The following is a 15,530-nucleotide window of genomic DNA, read 5'->3' on the forward strand; positions in this document are numbered from 1 at the left end:
GTATTACCGCGAAACGCCCATCTCGCCCGAGCTCATGCCAGCTTCGGTCGGCGGGGCATATTTGCCCATTTCGATCCGCGCGATCGAGCGGTTGTGCACTTCGTCCGGACCATCGGCGATGCGCAGCGTGCGCTGGCCGGCATACATCTTGGCCAAACCGAAGTCTTCCGAAACGCCGCCGCCGCCGTGGGCCTGGATCGCATCATCGATGATCTTCAGCGCCATGTTCGGGGCCTTGACCTTGATCATCGCGATTTCAGCCTGGGCGGCTTTGTTGCCGACCTTGTCCATCATGTCGGCAGCCTTGAGGCACAAGAGCCGCGAGCATTCGATTTCGATGCGGGCTTCGGCGATGCGCTGTTCCCAGATCGAGTGCGTGCTGATCGGCTTGCCGAACGCGACGCGGCTGGAGAGGCGCTTGACCATCTTGGCCAGCGCTTCCTCGGCCACGCCGATGGTGCGCATGCAGTGGTGGATGCGGCCCGGCCCGAGGCGGCCTTGCGCGATCTCGAAGCCCCGCCCCTCGCCCAGCAGCATGTTGCTGGCGGGAATGCGGACGTTGTTGAGCTTGATTTCCATGTGCCCGTGCGGCGCATCGTCATAGCCGAACACCGGCAGGTGGCGGAGGATTTCGACGCCCGGCGCATCAAGCTCCATCAGCACCATCGATTGCTGGGCGTGCTTCTTGGCTTCGAAATCGGTCTTGCCCATCACGATCGCGATCTTGCAGCGCGGATCGCCCGCGCCTGACGACCACCACTTGACGCCGTTGAGGACATATTCATCGCCCTCACGCTTGATCGAGCATTCGATGTTGGTCGCGTCGGACGAGGCAACCTGCGGCTCGGTCATCAGGAAGGCCGAACGGATTTCGCCGTTCATCAGCGGGTTCAGCCACTTTTCCTTCTGCTCGCGGGTGCCATAGCGATGGAACACTTCCATGTTGCCGGTATCGGGCGCCGAGCAGTTGAACACTTCGGAGGCAAAGCCGACGCGGCCCATTTCCTCGGCGCAAAGCGCATATTCAAGGTTGGTCAGGCCCGGGCCGTCGAATTCAAAGCTATCGTCGACATGGCTGCGGCCCATCTGCGGCGGCATGAACAGGTTCCAGATGCCGGCGGCCTTGGCCCTGGCCTTTTCGTCTTCGACCACCTGAAGCACTTTCCAGCGCCCGCCTTCGGCGTCCTGCTTCTTGTAATCACCCTGGCGGGGGCGGACGTTGGCTTCGATGAAGTCACGGACGCGGTCGCGCCAGTAGACTTGCCGTTCGGTGGGGTCGAAATCCATGGGTCATCCTTTCAACGATACTGTCGATTCTCATAAGCTTCCCTGCCACGAGGTCTGGCCCGCGCCAAGGGGTATTAATCGCGCGGTTAAGGAGGGCCGCTGCCGGTTTGACCGGAAGCTGCCAAATTGGCGATGCGCCGTTCGTGATCGGCGCGCGTAATCGGAAAGCGCGATATTGCAGCGATCGCCAGCAAGCTGATCGCGGCAACCGCGATGACAAAATAGAATGCGAACTGGTCCAGAACCGCCAACGGCACGTCGCCGGGTCGGGCTTTGGCTGGAAACCCGGACGCACTGATGATCGTGCCAGCCAGGAATATGCCAACCCCGGTCGCGCATTTCTGGGTGAAGAAATAGGCCGAAAAGAACAGCCCTTCGGTCCGCTCTCCGGTCCGTTCCTGCGATGCCTCGATGATGTCTGCGCCCATCGACTGGGTCAGCATGCCGCCGGCGACCGCCATCCCGTTCGAAATTGTTATCAGCGTAAACAGCAGCGGAATAAGCAGCGGCTGGTTGTTCTCGGGAAACCAGCCGGCAAAGCGCAGCAGGTAGGGTGTGAGGCCGAACGCCAGCGATACCAGCATGCAGGCAACCGCGCCGACCCGCTTTTCGATCCGGCTTTGCAGGAATCCGATCAGCAGGAACGCGCCGATCACCCCCACGAACAGCGACACGGAATAGGCCAGAAAGCCGGCCTGCGGCATTTCCCAATAATAGGTCATGATGTAAGTCGTCGCCGAGAACGTCATGCCCACGTTGACATAGTTCAGCAAGGTGGTGGCCAGCAGCACCAGGAACGCGTGGTTGGCCAGCGTCCGGCCGATTTTGCGGATCGTCTGGCCCAGTGGCAAATGCACCGGCGGAACGCTTTCCAGCCGGGCGATGCGCTTGTGAGTGGTCAAGGCTGCGATCAGCGCGGCGAGCGCCATCAGCGCGCCCCCGGTCCAGCCATAATAGCCGTATCCGTCGAGATTGAGCTGTCCCACCGGATAGCGCGGCGACGGGACGAGGAACACGCCGAACGCCAGCATCAGCATGGCCAGCCCGCCCGCCCAGGCGAAGATGAAACGCCACCGGGTAACCGAGGTTCGCTCATCATAGTCGCTGGTGAGCCCTGGAACCACCGAAAGCGACGGGATTTCATAGCACGACACCGCCGCGCGCATCAGGAATGCAAACAGCAGCAGATAGCCATAGAGCCAGTCCGAACGAATCGCGGGCGGGTGCCACAGCATCACCCAGGCTGCCGCCATCGGCAGGATCGCCCCATACATCCACGGGTGCCGCTTGCCCCATTTGCTGTGAGTCTTGTCACTCCAATAGCCGACCAGCGGGTCGATCAAGGCATCAAGCAACAGCGCAACCAGCAGCACCAGCCCGACCAGCCGTGCTTCGAGGCCCAACACCTGGCTGTAGAACAGCAACAACAGCACCGCGAAGCCATTGTCTTTGACGCCATAGGCAATCGATCCGACGCCGTTGCCCAGCTTGATGCGCAGCGGCAATCGCTCTGCCGCAGGGATAAAACTGCGGGCCGTCATTTCGCTGCGGCCGCCTTGGCCTGCTCCTCCATCGCCAGCAGCGCATCGAACATCCCCGGCGCTTCGGGATCCCAGCTATGGCGCGGACCGACCGTGATCCCGCCATCGACGATCAACGAGGCACCGGTCATGAAGCTGGCATCCTCGCTGCACAGGAACGCCACGGCATTGGCAATATCATCGGGCATGCCGCTGCGTGCCACCGGCTGGGCGTTGGAAGACATCTGCTTGATGAAGGCCTTGGCCTGGTCAACCATTTCGTCCGGGACGTCGAGGCTGGTGGTGAAGATGTTGGTGTTGATGAAACCGGGTTGCACCGCGTTCACCCGGATGCCGTATTTGGCCAGATCGGTCGCCGCACACTTGGTCAGGTGCAGCACCCCGGCCTTGGCCACGGCATAGGCAGTCGGCGAATAGCCCGGACCGACCGCGGCGACGCTGGAGGTGTTGACCACCGAGGCGCCCTTGCGGTGCTTCATGTGCGGCGCGGCATAGCGAATCCCCATCGCCACCGAGCGCAGCAGCAGGTGGAAGGTGCGGTCCCAGCCCTCAGGCTCGATCTCGTCGATTGGCGCGCGGTCACCGCCCGCACCCGCGTTGTTGAACAAAATGTCGATCCCGCCGCAGGTCCCCGCGGCGTGATCCATCAGCGCCTTGATCTGGGCGACATCGCAGACATCGCAGGCCACCGGGATGATGTTGTCACCCTCACGCGCGACAGCTTCGGCCCCGGCCAGGTTGAGGTCGGCGGCAAAGACGGTTGCCCCCTCGCGCGCGAACAGCAACGCCGCGGCGCGCCCGATGCCCGATGCCGCACCCGTAATGACCACTGCCTTGCCAGAGAATCGCATTGTGTCTCTCTCCATACCGTTTATTCGAGATTTGCAGATCGAAGCGGCGCGGTCAACGCTCGGGCGCTGACGCTACGGCATTCTGCATTGTTTGCAAATGGCTGAAATCCGCGCTTGCGCACAGCGGCAAACTGGCTTTAACCTAGCGGTTAAGAAGCGAGAGGAAGATTATGTCCGAGCTTGAGAATTTTCGTCAGGAAATCCGCACCTGGCTCGAAGCGAACTGCCCGCCCGAAATGCGTGAGCCGGTGAAGGACGAAGACGACGTCTGCTGGGGCGGGCGCAAGTTCACGTTCAAGAACGAGGCGCAGAAATTGTGGCTGACGCGCTGCGCGGCCAAGGGCTATACCGTTCCTGATTGGCCCAAACCCTATGGCGGGGCCGGGCTCGACGCCGCGCAGGCCAAGGTCTGGCGCGAGGAAATGAACCGCATCGGTGCGCGCCCGCCGCTGTCCAGCTTCGGGATCTGGATGCTCGGCCCGGCGCTGCTCAAGTTCGGGACCGAGGAGCAGAAGGTCCATTATCTGGGCCAGATCGCGCGCGGCGAAATCCGCTGGTGCCAGGGCTATTCGGAACCCGGCTCGGGCTCGGACCTCGTCTCGTTGCAGACCTACGGCGAAGACAAGGGCGATCACTGGGCCGTGAGCGGCAGCAAGATCTGGACCTCCTATGCTGACAAGGCTGACTGGATCTTTTGCCTGGTCCGTACCGATAAGACGAACAAATATCAGGGCATCTCGTTCCTGCTGTTCGACATGGAAAGCACAGGCGTTTCGACCAAGCCGATCCTGCTGATCAGCGGCAATTCGCCGTTCTGCGAAACCTTCTTCGACAGTGTTTCGGTGCCCAAGCAGCAGATTGTGGGCGAACTCAACCGCGGTTGGGACGTGGCCAAGTATCTGCTCGGCCACGAACGCGAGATGATCTCGGGTGCGGGCGGCAATGACCGGCTCAATACCATCGGTGCCTTTGCCAAGCGAAATGGTCTGGAGGACCCGCTGCTGCGTGCTGAGCTGGCGATGTTCGATGTCGATGCGCTGGCGTTCAGCGCGATGGGCGAGAAGTTCCTCGATGAAATCAAGGTCGGCAAGGCGCACCCCGCCCAGCCCAACATGATGAAATACGCCGGGACCGAGCTTAACAAGCGCCGCCATGAATTGCTGATGGCGGCCGGCGGCAGCGCTGCGCTCGAATGGGACAGCGAAGCATCAAACCACGGCGGCAGGGCGCGTAGCTGGCTGCGAACCAAGGCCAATTCGATCGAGGGTGGCACCAGCGAGGTGATGCTCAACGTGATTTCCAAACGCATCCTGGATTTGCCGGGAGCGTAAGCGCTTCTCCCCTCCCGTTTGCGGGAGGGGCCGGGGGTGGGCCAGTAGGCCAATTCGCCCACCCTGACTGACCCACCCCTAACCCCTCCCGCAAGCGGGCGGGGGACTGGAGAGACCGAATGCCGCTGTATCACACAGAAGATCAGGCCATGCTGGCTGACACCGCGCGCGGCTTCATGGCCGCTGAAGGCAACACCGCCAAACAGCTGCGCCATTTCCGCGACATCGATTGCAAGGACGGTTTCGGACACGCACTGTGGAAGCAGTTCGCCGAACTGGGCTTTACAGGGATGCTGGTGGACGAGGCCGATGGCGGGCTGGGCATGGGCCATGTCGAAGCCGGGATCGTGCTGGAAGAAATCGGCCGCAACCTGACGCCTTCGCCGTTTCTGACCAGTTCGGTGATGGCGGCCACCGCGCTTGGCGCCGCTTCGGACGAGCTCAAGGGCCGCTATCTGCCGGGGCTGCTGACCGGCGATAGTGTCTTCGCCGTAGCGATCGATGAGGGCCCCAAGCATCGTCCTGAACGGATCACCACCAAAGCGGAACGCGCCGGGAATGGCTTCAAGCTGACCGGGGCCAAGACGTTTGTAATCCAGGGTGGATCGGCTGACATGCTGGTGGTTGCCGCGCGCACGTCCGGATCGGATGACGATGATGCCGGTATCACGCTGTTTGCAGTGCCCAACGACTCAGCGGGCGTCAGTCTCGAAAACGCCCGACTGGTTGACAGTTCGATGTCCGCCCACATCAAGCTCGACGGGGTCCAGCTTGATGCCGATGCGGTGATCGGCGAAGTCGATGGCGGGCGCGACGTTCTGAACAAGGTGGTCCGCGCAGGCCGGATCGGCGCGGCGGCGGAAAGCGTCGGGGTGGCGCAGGGTTCGTTCGACATGACCGCCACCTACCTCAAGCAGCGCAAGCAATTCGGCGAATTGATCGGCAGCTTCCAGGCGCTGCAGCACCGCGCCTCGCACCTCTATTCCGAGCTTGAGATTGCCCGCGCTGCGGTGATAAAGGCGCAGCAACTGCTTGATGCCGGCAGCGAAAAGGCCGATCTGATGGTCTCGGTGGCCAAGGCCAAGGCCGACAAGGTGGCCGGCCTCGCGGTCAAGGAGGGCGTGCAGATGCACGGCGGGATCGGGATGACCGACGAATACGACATCGGCCTCTACATGAAGCGTGATCGGGCCTTGGCCGAGTTCATGGGCGATGTGTACTACCATGCCGACCGCGTGGCGAAATTGAGCGGGTACTGAACTGGAATCCCCCTCCCGCTTGCGGGAGGGGTTAGGGGTGGGTGTGTTAGTCCATGCACAGCGCCTGCCGCGACTGACCCACCCCCGGCCCCTCCCGCAAGCGGGAGGGGAGAAGGAGAGAAACAATGGATTTCACCAAACTGTTCAGTCTTGAAGGCAAGGTTGCCCTGATCACCGGTGGCAGCCGCGGGATCGGCAAGATGCTGCTCGAAGGCTTCCTCGCTGCGGGGTGCGAGCGGGTCTACATCACCGCCCGCAAGCGCGAGCAGCTGGCCGAAACCGAAGCCGAATTCAACGCGCAGTATCCCGGCAAGGTGATCGGCCTGCCCGGCGATCTTTCGCAGATGGACGATATCAAAAAGCTGGCCGAAGACCTGGCTGCACGCGAGAGCAAACTCGATGTCCTGATCAACAATGCCGGGGCGGCGTGGGGCGGAGACTTTGAAAGCTTTCCCGAAGTGGGCTGGGACAAAGTGATGGACCTCAACGTCAAATCGCTGTTCTTCCTGACCCAGAAGCTGTTCCCGCTGCTCAAGGCGGCCGGATCGTTCGATCGCCCGGCCAAGGTGATCAACATCGCCTCGATCGATGGGCTGCGCCCCAATCCGTGGGAAACCTACAGCTATCAAGCCAGCAAGGCGGCGGTGATCCACCTGACCAAGCGGATGGCAGCACGGCTGATCAAGGACAATATCGTCGCGACCTGCATCGCACCGGGGGCCTATCCGAGCGAGATGAACAAGGCCGCCGCACGCAACCCCGAAGGCAGCGCCAAGGGCATCCCCTATGCCCGCGTGGGAGTGGCCGAAGACATCGCTGGCGGTGCGATCTATCTTGCCAGCCGCGCGGGCGACTATGTGGTCGGCACCACGATCCCGATCGATGGCGGCATCGTCAACGCCTGGATCCCGACCGATTACAACGATCCTTCGGGGCACTGAACATGGCCGGGGCGGCGCAGATTCTCGCCGAAGGGATCTATTTTGGCGAAGGCCCCCGCTGGCATGAGGAGCGGCTGTGGTTTTCGGACTTTTACGCGCACCGGGTGGCTTCGGTCGGGCTGGACGGCGACCTGCGCACCGAACTGGAGCTTGATGGGCAGCCCTCGGGCCTCGGCTGGATGCCCGATGGCTCGCTGCTGGTGGTGCGGATGGAACTGCGTCAGGTCTGGCGGCGCTGGCCCGATGGACGCTTTGAAATTCACGCTGACCTTGCCGATCATTCGGCGCACTTGTGCAACGACATGGTGGTCGATGCAGCGGGGCGGGCCTATGTCGGCAACTTCGGGTTCGATCTTGACGCTGCGATGCAGGAACGCGGCCCGGCGGGCGTGATTGCCGATCACCCGGTCACGATGTTGGCGCTGGTCCAGCCCGACGGCACGGTCAGCGATGCCGCTTCGGGCGAGCGCTTTGGCTTTCCCAACGGGATGGTAATCACGCCCGATGGCGGCACCCTGATTCTGGCCGAAACGTTCGGCCAGCAGCTCACCGCGCTGGATATCGGCGCGGACGGCAGCCTGACGGGCCGCCGCGTCTGGGCCCCCCTCGCCCCGCGCCTGCCTGACGGGATCTGTCTCGATGCCTCGGGCGCGGTCTGGATTGCCAACCCGGCGGCGCCCGAATGCGCACTGATCGCCCCGGGCGGTGAAGTGCTCGATACCGTCGCGACCGGCAATCTCAATTGCTATGCCTGCATGCTGGGTGGGCCCGCCGGCCGGCACCTGTTCATGCTGGTTGCCCCGCCTGACGCGGCCAAGGCAGCCAAAGGCATGGTCATGGTCAGCGAGGTCAGCGTGCGGGCCGCCGGCCGCCCCTAATCCTTCATCAGTTCGCGCACGAACCCGATCAGCCCGGTCTGGCGGGCGCGTTTGCGGCGTTCGGCGTGGAGGATTTCGCAGACCTGATCATAGCAGGTCTCGACATCATCGTTGACCACCACATAGTCATAGCCGTCCCAGTGGCTGATCTCGGCGCGGGCGCGCTCCATCCGTGCCTGGATCACATCGGCAGGGTCGGTCGCCCGCTCGGTCAGGCGGCGGCGTAATTCATCGATGCTGGGGGGCAGGATGAACACCCGGACGACGTCTTGCTGATCTTTCTGGTAAAGTTGCTGGGTGCCCTGCCAGTCGATATCGAACAGGAAATCGCGGGCTTCCTTCAGCCCCGCGCGGATCTGCGCCTTGGGCGTTCCGTATGAATGGCCGAACACGGTGGCCCATTCGTAGAACTCGTCGGCATCAACCATCCGCTCAAATTCCGCTTGCTGCACGAAGTGGTAATGCACCCCGTCCTGCTCGCCTGGCCGCATCGGCCGGGTGGTGGCTGATACCGACAGGCTGATCTGCGGATCACGGCTCAGCAGCATCCGGCTGATCGTGGTCTTGCCCGCGCCCGAAGGCGAAGACAGGATGAACATCAGCCCACGGCGTTGCAGGGTATCGCCGGAAGCGTGCTTGGTTGAACTGGCCATGTGCGCTGATGGCGCATTTGGAGGGTGAAAATCAACCGTCCTCGCGGCCCTTTTCCGCCTGTTTCGCTAACGCCTTGGCCCCATCGGCGCGTGCCGCACCTTTGCCGCGGCGGCGATCATACAGCGTCTTGGCCAAAAGCCCCCCGCCGACCACGATCGCCCCGGGCACTGAACGGGTCGCAATCCGCGCGATCGCGGTGCCGATCAGCGACTGCGCCATGGTCCGCCCCTTGACCAGGTTCTTCGCATCGGCCCTTGAATAGGTCACGCCCAGCAACGTGCGTTCCACCGCGCGGCGCAGCAATTGCCCGCCGCCGCGCAAGGCCAGATCAGCGATGATCAGGTTGGTCATCGGGTTGGGGCTGGGTGCCGGTGCCTTGTCGGCAACCTCTTCCAGGGCGTCCCTCGCGGCTTTACCGCCTGTGCGGATGACGCCCTTGGCCACCTTACTTGCGCTTGCCGAAATCCACCGTCACCACGTTCGAGCCATCATCGCTGATGGCGGCGGCGCTGTCCGGGGCGTCGTTTTCGGCCTGTTCGTGGGGCTGCGCATCGTCATCGAGGACGGCCTGGAACTGCAGCCCGAAATCGACCGCGGGATCGACGAACGCGGTAATCGCCGAATAGGGTACCACCAGTTTGGACGGCATCTGGTTGAACGACAGGCCGACGCTGAATTGTTCCTCGCCGACGTTGAGGTCCCAGAATTTGTTCTGGAGGACGATCGTCATTTCGTCGGGAAAGCGCTCGCGCAAGTGGAGCGGGATGTCGACGCCGGGCGCGCCGGTTTTGAAGGTGATGTAAAAGTGATGCGCGCCGGGCAATTCGCCGCCGCCCTGCTCGATCTGGCCCAGCACCCGGCCGACAACCGCGCGCAGTGCCTCCTGCACGATTTCATCATAAGGGATCAGGCTATCGACAGGAACGTCACTCATGCAAAGACAAGTGGCCATCGCGGCGGCGAGGGTCAAGGGGGAAAGGGATTGTATCGGGCCGAATCGAGCTTATAGGCCAGCGCATGCGCACCGCCCAGATCGCCCGCAAGACGCATGAAACCGATATCGCCGTCGCAGTGAACCTCGACGGGACCGGGGCCTATGACGTGTCCACCGGGATCGGCTTCCTCGATCACATGATCGAGCAGTTCAGCCGCCATTCGCTGATCGACATCACTTGCCACATCAAGGGCGACCTCCACGTCGACCAGCACCACACCACCGAAGACAGCGCGATCGCGATCGGTCAGGCAATCCTGGCCGCGCTGGGCGACAAGGGCGGGATCGGCCGCTATGGCGAGGCACACTCAGCGATGGACGAGGCGCTGGCCCGCGTCGTGCTCGATATCTCGGGCCGCCCGCACCTGACCTGGAACGCGAAATTCACGCAGGAACGGCTGGGTGAAATGGACACCGAGCTGTTCGAACACTGGTTCCATTCGGTTGCCCAGGCGGTCGGGATCACGCTGCACATCGAACTCATCTATGGCAGCAACAACCACCACATCTGCGAAGGTATCTACAAGGGCTTTGCCCGCGCGATGCGCGCCGCGGTAGAGCTCGATCCGCGCAAGCAGGGGGCCGTTCCGTCAACGAAAGGCCAGCTCGGTGGCTGAAGTCCTGGCTCTCGTCGATTACGGCGCGGGCAATCTTCATTCGGTCGCCAATGCGCTGCGGGTTGCGGGGTGCGATACGGTAACCCTCACCGACAATCCCGATGTGGTGCGCGCGGCTGACCGGATCGTCCTGCCCGGGGTCGGCAGTTTTGCGGCCTGTGCGGCGGGGCTTGGTGCGTTGCCGGGCATGATCGAGGCGATGGCCGAGCGGGTTCATGTCGGCGGGGCGCCGTTCCTTGGTATCTGCGTTGGCATGCAGTTGCTGGCGACGCGCGGGCTGGAGCATGGCGAGACCGCCGGGCTCGGCTGGATCGCCGGCGAAGTGCGCAAGATCGAGCGCACCGACGCGCGCATCAAGGTGCCGCACATGGGCTGGAACGACGTTGAGACAACCGCCCACGCCGCGATGGTAGAGCCGGGCGAGGCCTATTTCCTCCATTCCTATCATTTCGCGCCGGACGATGGCCGGCACGTGGCGGCGATGACCGATCACGGCGGCGGGCTGGTCGCGGCGGTGACGCACGGCAACGTGGTGGGCGTCCAGTTTCACCCTGAAAAAAGCCAGGCCTACGGGCTGGCGCTGCTCGCCCGGTTTCTCGAGTGGAAACCATGATCGTCTTTCCCGCAATCGACCTCAAAGGCGGACAGGTGGTGCGCCTGGCCGAAGGCGATATGGACCGCGCCACGGTCTATGGCGATAATCCGGCGGCGCAGGCGGTGCTGTTTGCCGAGGCGGGATCGCAATTCCTGCACGTGGTCGATCTCGATGGCTCGTTCGCGGGCAAGGCCGAGAATCGCGGCGCGGTTGAAGCGATTCTCGAGGCGTTTGATGGCCACGTGCAATTGGGCGGCGGGATCCGCACGCGCGAGGCGGTCGAGGGGTGGTTCGATCTTGGCGTGTCCCGCGTGGTGATGGGCACCGCCGCGCTCAAAGACCCGCAGTTCGTCAAGGACATGGCGGCGGAATTCCCCGGCGGGATCGTGGTCGCGGTCGATGCGCGTGATGGCATGGTCGCCACCGAAGGCTGGGCCGAACTTTCCGACGTGCCAGTTGTCGACATGGCCCGCCGCTTCGAGGATGCCGGGGTGGCGAGCCTGCTGTTCACCGATATCGGCCGCGACGGGATGCTCAAGGGCTGCAACATCGACGCCACGCTCGATTTGGCGCGGCGAGTCGACTTGCCGGTGATCGCGAGCGGAGGGGTCAAAGGGCTCGATGATATCCACATCCTTTCCATTCACGCGCACGAAGGAATCGAAGGGGTGATCACCGGGCGGGCGCTGTTCGAAGGACGGCTAGATCTGGCGGCGGCGATTGCGATGGCGAACCGGGCGTGATTGCAGTTTTAAGCTTAGCGGCACTGGCGGGCCTGTTTGGATGGTTGGCATCAACTGACCTGCGCAGACAACAGGTGGGACTCGTATTCATAACGCTTCGCCGTAAGGATCGGCCGATACCGTTTTGGACGGTGGTCGCGGTTGAAATCGCATTGGCGTTATTGCTGACTTTTGTGGCCATTGTCGCATTTCAGCATCCCGCCAATTGCGACAATAGGGGCATTTGTACCGTCTATATCGAAGCGCCAACATCATGACCGTCCGCATCCGCGTCATCCCCTGTCTCGATGTCCGCGATGGCCGCGTGGTCAAGGGCGTGAACTTCGTCGACCTGAAGGACGCGGGCGATCCGGTCGAACAGGCGCGGGCCTATGATGCGGCTGGGGCGGACGAGCTGTGCTTCCTCGATATCAGCGCCAGCCACGAAGGGCGCGGGACGTTGCTCGATGTGGTGCGGCGCACCGCCGAAGTGTGCTTCATGCCGCTGACGGTGGGCGGCGGGGTCCGCTCGGTGGAGGATGCCCGCGCGCTGCTGCTGGCCGGCGCAGACAAAGTGGCGGTCAACTCTGCTGCGGTTTCGCGGCCCGAAGTGGTGGCCGATATCGCCCAGAAAATGGGCAGCCAGTGCGTGGTCGCCTCGGTCGATGCGCGCAAGGCGGCAAGCGGCGGCTGGGAAATTTTCACCCATGGCGGGCGGCAAGCCACCGGGATTGATGCTGTGGAGCACGCCATCCAGCTGGCGCAGTTCGGCGCGGGCGAGCTGCTGGTCACTTCGATGGACGGCGATGGCACGCAGCAAGGCTATGACCTCGAGCTGACCCGGGCAATCGCCGATGCCGTTTCGGTGCCGGTGGTGGCATCGGGCGGGGTCGGTACGCTCGCGCATCTGGTCGAAGGGGTGACCAAGGGCCACGCCAGCGCGGTGCTGGCCGCCTCGATTTTCCATTTCGGCACCCACACCATTGCCGAGGCGCATGCCGCGTTGCGCGCTGCCGGGCTGCCCGCGCGCGGATAAGTTGTAGTTTAACGCCAAGCTGGCCGCCAGTCCCGACTTGGGACGTACAGGGTTAATCGGCTTGCGGATCAGCAATTTGCGGCGCAATCGCCCGGCATGACCGGGGGCCAACTTCGCCTGATCGCAATCAGCAGCTGCGCGCTGTGCCTGGGCGCAGCGGCACCGGCTGCGGCTGGCGCGGGCATATCGATCCCCGAACCCACCGACCTCTCACTGATCGCCCTGGCTGTCGCCGGTCTGCTGATCGGCCGCCGCAATGGACGGCGTCCGCCCGAAGAGTAGGGTTGATTTCCGGCCTGCGCCGCCGCATTGCCGGGCGATGGACACGCTGTCGCGCCTTGCCGCAACCATCGCAGAACGTCGCGCCGCCGATCCCGAAACCAGCTGGGTCGCGAAATTGAACGCGCGCGGCGTGCCGGTGATCGCCCGCAAGCTGGGCGAGGAAGCGGTTGAAACGGTGGTCGCCGCGCTGGTCGGCAGCCGCGAGGAACTGGTCGGCGAGGCGGCGGACCTGCTGTTTCATCTGCTGGTCCTGCTCGATGCCAAGGATGTGCGCTTCGAGGTGGTCCTGGCCGAGCTTGAACGCCGCGATGGCACCAGCGGGATCGCCGAAAAAGCCGCAAGGGATCAGTGATGCCGATCGATGCCACCCTGCCCTATGATGATCAGAACATTTTCGCCAAGATCCTGCGTGGCGAGATCCCGAACAAGACCGTCTATGAAGATGAATGGGCGCTGGCCTTCCACGATATCAACCCGCAGGCCCCGCTCCATGTGCTGGTGATCCCCAAGGGCGGCTATGTCAGCTGGGACGACTTTTCGGCCCGCGCCGGGGCAGAGGAAATCGCCGGATTCGTGCGCGCGGTCGGCCACGTTGCGCGCGAAGCCGGGTTGACCGGGCCCGGCTACCGGCTGCTCACCAATGTCGGCCTGAACGGCCATCAGGAAGTGCCGCACCTCCACGTCCACCTGTTCGGCGGGCGCCCACTGGGACCAATGCTGGCGCGCTAAATCAGGGACACAATACGAATTAGCATCGACAATCGCCGGGCAGATTGGGCGGCCTGTGGCTAATTCGTATTGTGTCCCTGAATTAGCGTGTTGGCCTACAAACATGACCAACCGAATGAAAGATGCGCTCACCCGAAGCAGCGCCCTTGCCCTGCGACTCGCGCAGTTGCTAAGGGTCTGGCACAATGACGTCGTTCCCCCCGCTCCCTCAAGGCCTGATCGATGGCCAGGTCCACCGCTTTGCGGTGCGCGCCTATTTTGAGGATACCGACCTGTCGGGGGTGGTCTATCACGCCAATTACCTGCGCTGGTTCGAACGCGCGCGCTCGGATTTCGTGCGGCTGCTGGGGATCGATCAGCGCGCGGCGAACGAAAGCGGCGCGGGCGCATTTGCCGTCGCCGATCTGTCGATCCGCTATCGCGCACCGGCGCGGCTGGATGACGGCGTGCTGATCGAAACCATCGTCACCGATCTGCGCGCCGCATCGTGCCGGATGCAGCAAAAGGCTTATCACGAGGACGGCCGCCTGCTGTCCGATGCCACATTCCGCGTCGGTTTCGTCGCCCCCGATGGCCGCCCGCGCCGCATGCCCGATGGCTGGCGCGCGGCCTTCGCCAAAATTGCCCTTGAAGGAAACGCATGACCGTTCTTGCCATTCTTGCCGCCGTTGCTGAGGCCGCACCCGCCGCCGCCGATGCGCCCAGGCACCTCAATCCGCTCAAGCTGTTCATGGATGCCGACATCGTCGTCCAGCTGGTCATGGCCGGGCTGATCCTCGCTTCGGTGTGGGTCTGGACGATCATCGTTTCATTCAGCCTGCGTCACTCCGCGATGGCCAAGCGCTGCGACGCCTACGAACGCGATTTCTGGAAGGCGGAAAATATCGACGCATTCCAGACCGAACGCGGCAAGGGCGATGTGCCTTCGGCCAAAGTTGCGTCAGCGGGCCTGGCCGAATGGCGCCGCTCGGTCGGCACCAAGGGGTTCGACAAGGAGGGCGCGCGCCAGCGTCTGGCGGCCGCGATGGACAGCGCCACCGCGCTGGAAGCTGAAAAGCTCTCCGAACGGCTCAATTTCCTCGCCACGGTCGGTGCGGTCGCCCCGTTTGTCGGGCTGTTCGGCACCGTCTGGGGGATCATGAATTCGTTCTTCCAGATCGGCCAGCAGCAGAACTCCTCGCTCGCGGTGGTCGCGCCGGGGATTTCCGAAGCGCTGTTCGCCACCGCGATCGGGCTGTTTGCGGCAATCCCGGCGGTGATCGCCTACAACCGCTTTTCGCACCGGGTCGATCAACTCGAAGCGCGGCTGCAGCGCTTTGCCGACAAGCTCCACGCCAGCCTCAGCCGCGAACTGGAGGGGATGTAAATGGCGATGGGTGGGCCTTTGCGCCGCCGGTCGCGCCGCGGCCGCGCGCCGATGGCGGAGATCAACGTCACCCCGCTGGTCGATGTGATGCTGGTGCTGCTGATCATCTTCATGGTCACCGCGCCGCTGATGAGCGCCGGGGTTCCGGTCGATCTGCCCGATAGCAACGCCAAGCCGCTCGATCAGACGCCCGAGCAGGTAACGCTGTCGATCACGCCCGACGGCGCGGTGTTTATCGATTCAACGCTGGTCGAACCGGGCACTTTGGCTGCGCGGCTGGCGGCCCTGCCGCAAGGGAGCAATGGCAAGCCGCCGCTGGTCACGCTGCGGGCCGACAAGGGGCTGGAATACGGCACCGTGATGGCGGTGATGGGCGAGCTTAACCGCGCCGGGTTCAACGCGATCTCGCTGGTCACCAACAGTTCAGTTGCGGCCCCCTAGCGGTTA

Annotated in this window: 20 protein-coding genes; 14 read left to right on the plus strand and 6 right to left on the minus strand. The window is 63.6% G+C overall.

Annotation, left to right across the window (positions count from 1 at the left end; genetic code table 11):
- Positions 1–3: 3 nt before the first annotated feature.
- The 3 genes from RMN99_RS04210 to RMN99_RS04220 form a co-directional block, all read right to left on the minus strand.
- Positions 4–1,287 carry an acyl-CoA dehydrogenase family protein gene (locus RMN99_RS04210; protein ID WP_309622042.1) on the minus strand — a complete coding sequence of 428 codons (1,284 nt, stop codon included), beginning with the start codon at positions 1,285–1,287 and terminating at the stop codon, positions 4–6.
- A gap of 86 nt (positions 1,288–1,373) precedes the next feature.
- Positions 1,374–2,828, minus strand: coding sequence for an MFS transporter (locus RMN99_RS04215; protein WP_309622043.1), 1,455 nt, complete (start codon positions 2,826–2,828; stop codon positions 1,374–1,376).
- Positions 2,825–3,679 (minus strand): SDR family NAD(P)-dependent oxidoreductase, encoded by an 855-nt coding sequence (locus tag RMN99_RS04220; RefSeq protein WP_309622044.1) that lies wholly within the window; start codon positions 3,677–3,679, stop codon positions 2,825–2,827. The genes RMN99_RS04215 and RMN99_RS04220 overlap by 4 nt, the downstream gene beginning before the upstream one ends.
- Before the next feature lie 170 nt (positions 3,680–3,849).
- On the opposite strand from RMN99_RS04220, the gene RMN99_RS04225 reads away from it, so the two are divergent.
- The 4 genes from RMN99_RS04225 to RMN99_RS04240 all read left to right on the plus strand — a co-directional run bounded on the left by RMN99_RS04225 (position 3,850) and on the right by RMN99_RS04240 (position 8,088).
- Positions 3,850–5,010, plus strand: coding sequence for an acyl-CoA dehydrogenase family protein (locus RMN99_RS04225; RefSeq protein ID WP_309622045.1), 1,161 nt, complete (start codon positions 3,850–3,852; stop codon positions 5,008–5,010).
- Positions 5,011–5,129: 119 nt separating this feature from the next.
- Positions 5,130–6,269: an acyl-CoA dehydrogenase gene (locus tag RMN99_RS04230; protein ID WP_309622046.1), complete on the plus strand. Its 1,140-nt coding sequence runs from the start codon at positions 5,130–5,132 to the stop codon at positions 6,267–6,269.
- Between the two features lie 125 nt (positions 6,270–6,394).
- Positions 6,395–7,210, plus strand: coding sequence for an SDR family NAD(P)-dependent oxidoreductase (locus RMN99_RS04235; RefSeq protein WP_309622047.1), 816 nt, complete (start codon positions 6,395–6,397; stop codon positions 7,208–7,210).
- A gap of 2 nt (positions 7,211–7,212) precedes the next feature.
- The gene (locus RMN99_RS04240; protein WP_309622048.1) at positions 7,213–8,088 is read left to right on the plus strand and encodes an SMP-30/gluconolactonase/LRE family protein; all 876 of its coding nucleotides are present in this window, start codon (positions 7,213–7,215) and stop codon (positions 8,086–8,088) included.
- On the opposite strand, the gene gmk is transcribed toward RMN99_RS04240, so the two are convergent.
- The 3 genes from gmk to RMN99_RS04255 all read right to left on the minus strand — a co-directional run bounded on the left by gmk (position 8,085) and on the right by RMN99_RS04255 (position 9,676).
- Complete coding sequence (gene gmk, locus RMN99_RS04245) at positions 8,085–8,741, minus strand: guanylate kinase (RefSeq protein WP_309622049.1); 657 nt, start codon at positions 8,739–8,741, stop codon at positions 8,085–8,087. The two genes, RMN99_RS04240 and gmk, sit on opposite strands and share 4 nt — an antisense overlap.
- A 31-nt stretch (positions 8,742–8,772) precedes the next feature.
- The gene (locus RMN99_RS04250; RefSeq protein WP_309622050.1) at positions 8,773–9,093 is read right to left on the minus strand and encodes a hypothetical protein; all 321 of its coding nucleotides are present in this window, start codon (positions 9,091–9,093) and stop codon (positions 8,773–8,775) included.
- A 94-nt stretch (positions 9,094–9,187) separates the two neighbouring features.
- A complete protein-coding gene (locus RMN99_RS04255; protein WP_309622051.1) occupies positions 9,188–9,676 on the minus strand; it encodes a ClpXP protease specificity-enhancing factor SspB in 489 nt (162 codons plus the stop codon).
- An 83-nt stretch (positions 9,677–9,759) separates the two neighbouring features.
- Between RMN99_RS04255 and hisB the strand changes: the two genes are divergently transcribed.
- The 10 genes from hisB (at position 9,760) to RMN99_RS04305 (ending at position 15,524) form a co-directional block, all read left to right on the plus strand.
- A complete protein-coding gene (gene hisB / locus RMN99_RS04260; RefSeq protein WP_309622052.1) occupies positions 9,760–10,353 on the plus strand; it encodes an imidazoleglycerol-phosphate dehydratase HisB in 594 nt (197 codons plus the stop codon).
- Complete coding sequence (gene hisH / locus RMN99_RS04265) at positions 10,346–10,966, plus strand: imidazole glycerol phosphate synthase subunit HisH (RefSeq protein WP_309622053.1); 621 nt, start codon at positions 10,346–10,348, stop codon at positions 10,964–10,966. The genes hisB and hisH overlap by 8 nt, the downstream gene beginning before the upstream one ends.
- A complete protein-coding gene (hisA, locus tag RMN99_RS04270) occupies positions 10,963–11,691 on the plus strand; it encodes a 1-(5-phosphoribosyl)-5-[(5-phosphoribosylamino)methylideneamino]imidazole-4-carboxamide isomerase (protein WP_309622054.1) in 729 nt (242 codons plus the stop codon). Before hisH ends, hisA begins: the two co-directional genes overlap by 4 nt.
- A 253-nt stretch (positions 11,692–11,944) precedes the next feature.
- Positions 11,945–12,706, plus strand: coding sequence for an imidazole glycerol phosphate synthase subunit HisF (gene hisF, locus RMN99_RS04275; protein WP_309622055.1), 762 nt, complete (start codon positions 11,945–11,947; stop codon positions 12,704–12,706).
- 96 nt (positions 12,707–12,802) lie between these two features.
- Positions 12,803–12,988: a hypothetical protein gene (locus RMN99_RS04280; RefSeq protein ID WP_309622056.1), complete on the plus strand. Its 186-nt coding sequence runs from the start codon at positions 12,803–12,805 to the stop codon at positions 12,986–12,988.
- Positions 12,989–13,025: 37 nt separating this feature from the next.
- A complete protein-coding gene (locus RMN99_RS04285; protein WP_309622057.1) occupies positions 13,026–13,340 on the plus strand; it encodes a phosphoribosyl-ATP diphosphatase in 315 nt (104 codons plus the stop codon).
- Positions 13,340–13,717 carry a histidine triad nucleotide-binding protein gene (locus tag RMN99_RS04290; RefSeq protein ID WP_309622058.1) on the plus strand — a complete coding sequence of 126 codons (378 nt, stop codon included), beginning with the start codon at positions 13,340–13,342 and terminating at the stop codon, positions 13,715–13,717. Before RMN99_RS04285 ends, RMN99_RS04290 begins: the two co-directional genes overlap by 1 nt.
- Before the next feature lie 185 nt (positions 13,718–13,902).
- Positions 13,903–14,361, plus strand: a complete 459-nt coding sequence (locus RMN99_RS04295) for a YbgC/FadM family acyl-CoA thioesterase (protein WP_309622059.1) — start codon at positions 13,903–13,905, stop codon at positions 14,359–14,361.
- Entirely contained in the window at positions 14,358–15,083 is a 726-nt protein-coding gene (gene tolQ / locus RMN99_RS04300) for a protein TolQ (RefSeq protein ID WP_309622060.1), read from the plus strand. The genes RMN99_RS04295 and tolQ overlap by 4 nt, the downstream gene beginning before the upstream one ends.
- Before the next feature lie 51 nt (positions 15,084–15,134).
- Positions 15,135–15,524, plus strand: coding sequence for a biopolymer transporter ExbD (locus RMN99_RS04305; RefSeq protein WP_309622061.1), 390 nt, complete (start codon positions 15,135–15,137; stop codon positions 15,522–15,524).
- Positions 15,525–15,530: the final 6 nt, after the last annotated feature.

This window comes from Novosphingobium sp., from assembly GCF_031417815.1.
Taxonomy (GTDB): Bacteria; Pseudomonadota; Alphaproteobacteria; order Sphingomonadales; family Sphingomonadaceae; genus Novosphingobium.

What these genes read in the sequence shown, in the direction of transcription:
- RMN99_RS04210 (WP_309622042.1), bottom strand. Translation starts at nt 1,287, where the DNA reads ATGGATTTCGACCCCACCGAACGGCAAGTCTACTGGCGCGACCGCGTC.
- RMN99_RS04215 (WP_309622043.1), bottom strand. Translation starts at nt 2,828, where the DNA reads ATGACGGCCCGCAGTTTTATCCCTGCGGCAGAGCGATTGCCGCTGCGC.
- RMN99_RS04220 (WP_309622044.1), bottom strand. Translation starts at nt 3,679, where the DNA reads ATGCGATTCTCTGGCAAGGCAGTGGTCATTACGGGTGCGGCATCGGGC.
- RMN99_RS04225 (WP_309622045.1), top strand. Translation starts at nt 3,850, where the DNA reads ATGTCCGAGCTTGAGAATTTTCGTCAGGAAATCCGCACCTGGCTCGAA.
- RMN99_RS04230 (WP_309622046.1), top strand. Translation starts at nt 5,130, where the DNA reads ATGCCGCTGTATCACACAGAAGATCAGGCCATGCTGGCTGACACCGCG.
- RMN99_RS04235 (WP_309622047.1), top strand. Translation starts at nt 6,395, where the DNA reads ATGGATTTCACCAAACTGTTCAGTCTTGAAGGCAAGGTTGCCCTGATC.
- RMN99_RS04240 (WP_309622048.1), top strand. Translation starts at nt 7,213, where the DNA reads ATGGCCGGGGCGGCGCAGATTCTCGCCGAAGGGATCTATTTTGGCGAA.
- gmk (WP_309622049.1), bottom strand. Translation starts at nt 8,741, where the DNA reads ATGGCCAGTTCAACCAAGCACGCTTCCGGCGATACCCTGCAACGCCGT.
- RMN99_RS04250 (WP_309622050.1), bottom strand. Translation starts at nt 9,093, where the DNA reads ATGACCAACCTGATCATCGCTGATCTGGCCTTGCGCGGCGGCGGGCAA.
- RMN99_RS04255 (WP_309622051.1), bottom strand. Translation starts at nt 9,676, where the DNA reads ATGAGTGACGTTCCTGTCGATAGCCTGATCCCTTATGATGAAATCGTG.
- hisB (WP_309622052.1), top strand. Translation starts at nt 9,760, where the DNA reads ATGCGCACCGCCCAGATCGCCCGCAAGACGCATGAAACCGATATCGCC.
- hisA (WP_309622054.1), top strand. Translation starts at nt 10,963, where the DNA reads ATGATCGTCTTTCCCGCAATCGACCTCAAAGGCGGACAGGTGGTGCGC.
- hisF (WP_309622055.1), top strand. Translation starts at nt 11,945, where the DNA reads ATGACCGTCCGCATCCGCGTCATCCCCTGTCTCGATGTCCGCGATGGC.
- RMN99_RS04280 (WP_309622056.1), top strand. Translation starts at nt 12,803, where the DNA reads ATGACCGGGGGCCAACTTCGCCTGATCGCAATCAGCAGCTGCGCGCTG.
- RMN99_RS04285 (WP_309622057.1), top strand. Translation starts at nt 13,026, where the DNA reads ATGGACACGCTGTCGCGCCTTGCCGCAACCATCGCAGAACGTCGCGCC.
- RMN99_RS04290 (WP_309622058.1), top strand. Translation starts at nt 13,340, where the DNA reads ATGCCGATCGATGCCACCCTGCCCTATGATGATCAGAACATTTTCGCC.
- RMN99_RS04295 (WP_309622059.1), top strand. Translation starts at nt 13,903, where the DNA reads ATGACGTCGTTCCCCCCGCTCCCTCAAGGCCTGATCGATGGCCAGGTC.
- tolQ (WP_309622060.1), top strand. Translation starts at nt 14,358, where the DNA reads ATGACCGTTCTTGCCATTCTTGCCGCCGTTGCTGAGGCCGCACCCGCC.
- RMN99_RS04305 (WP_309622061.1), top strand. Translation starts at nt 15,135, where the DNA reads ATGGCGGAGATCAACGTCACCCCGCTGGTCGATGTGATGCTGGTGCTG.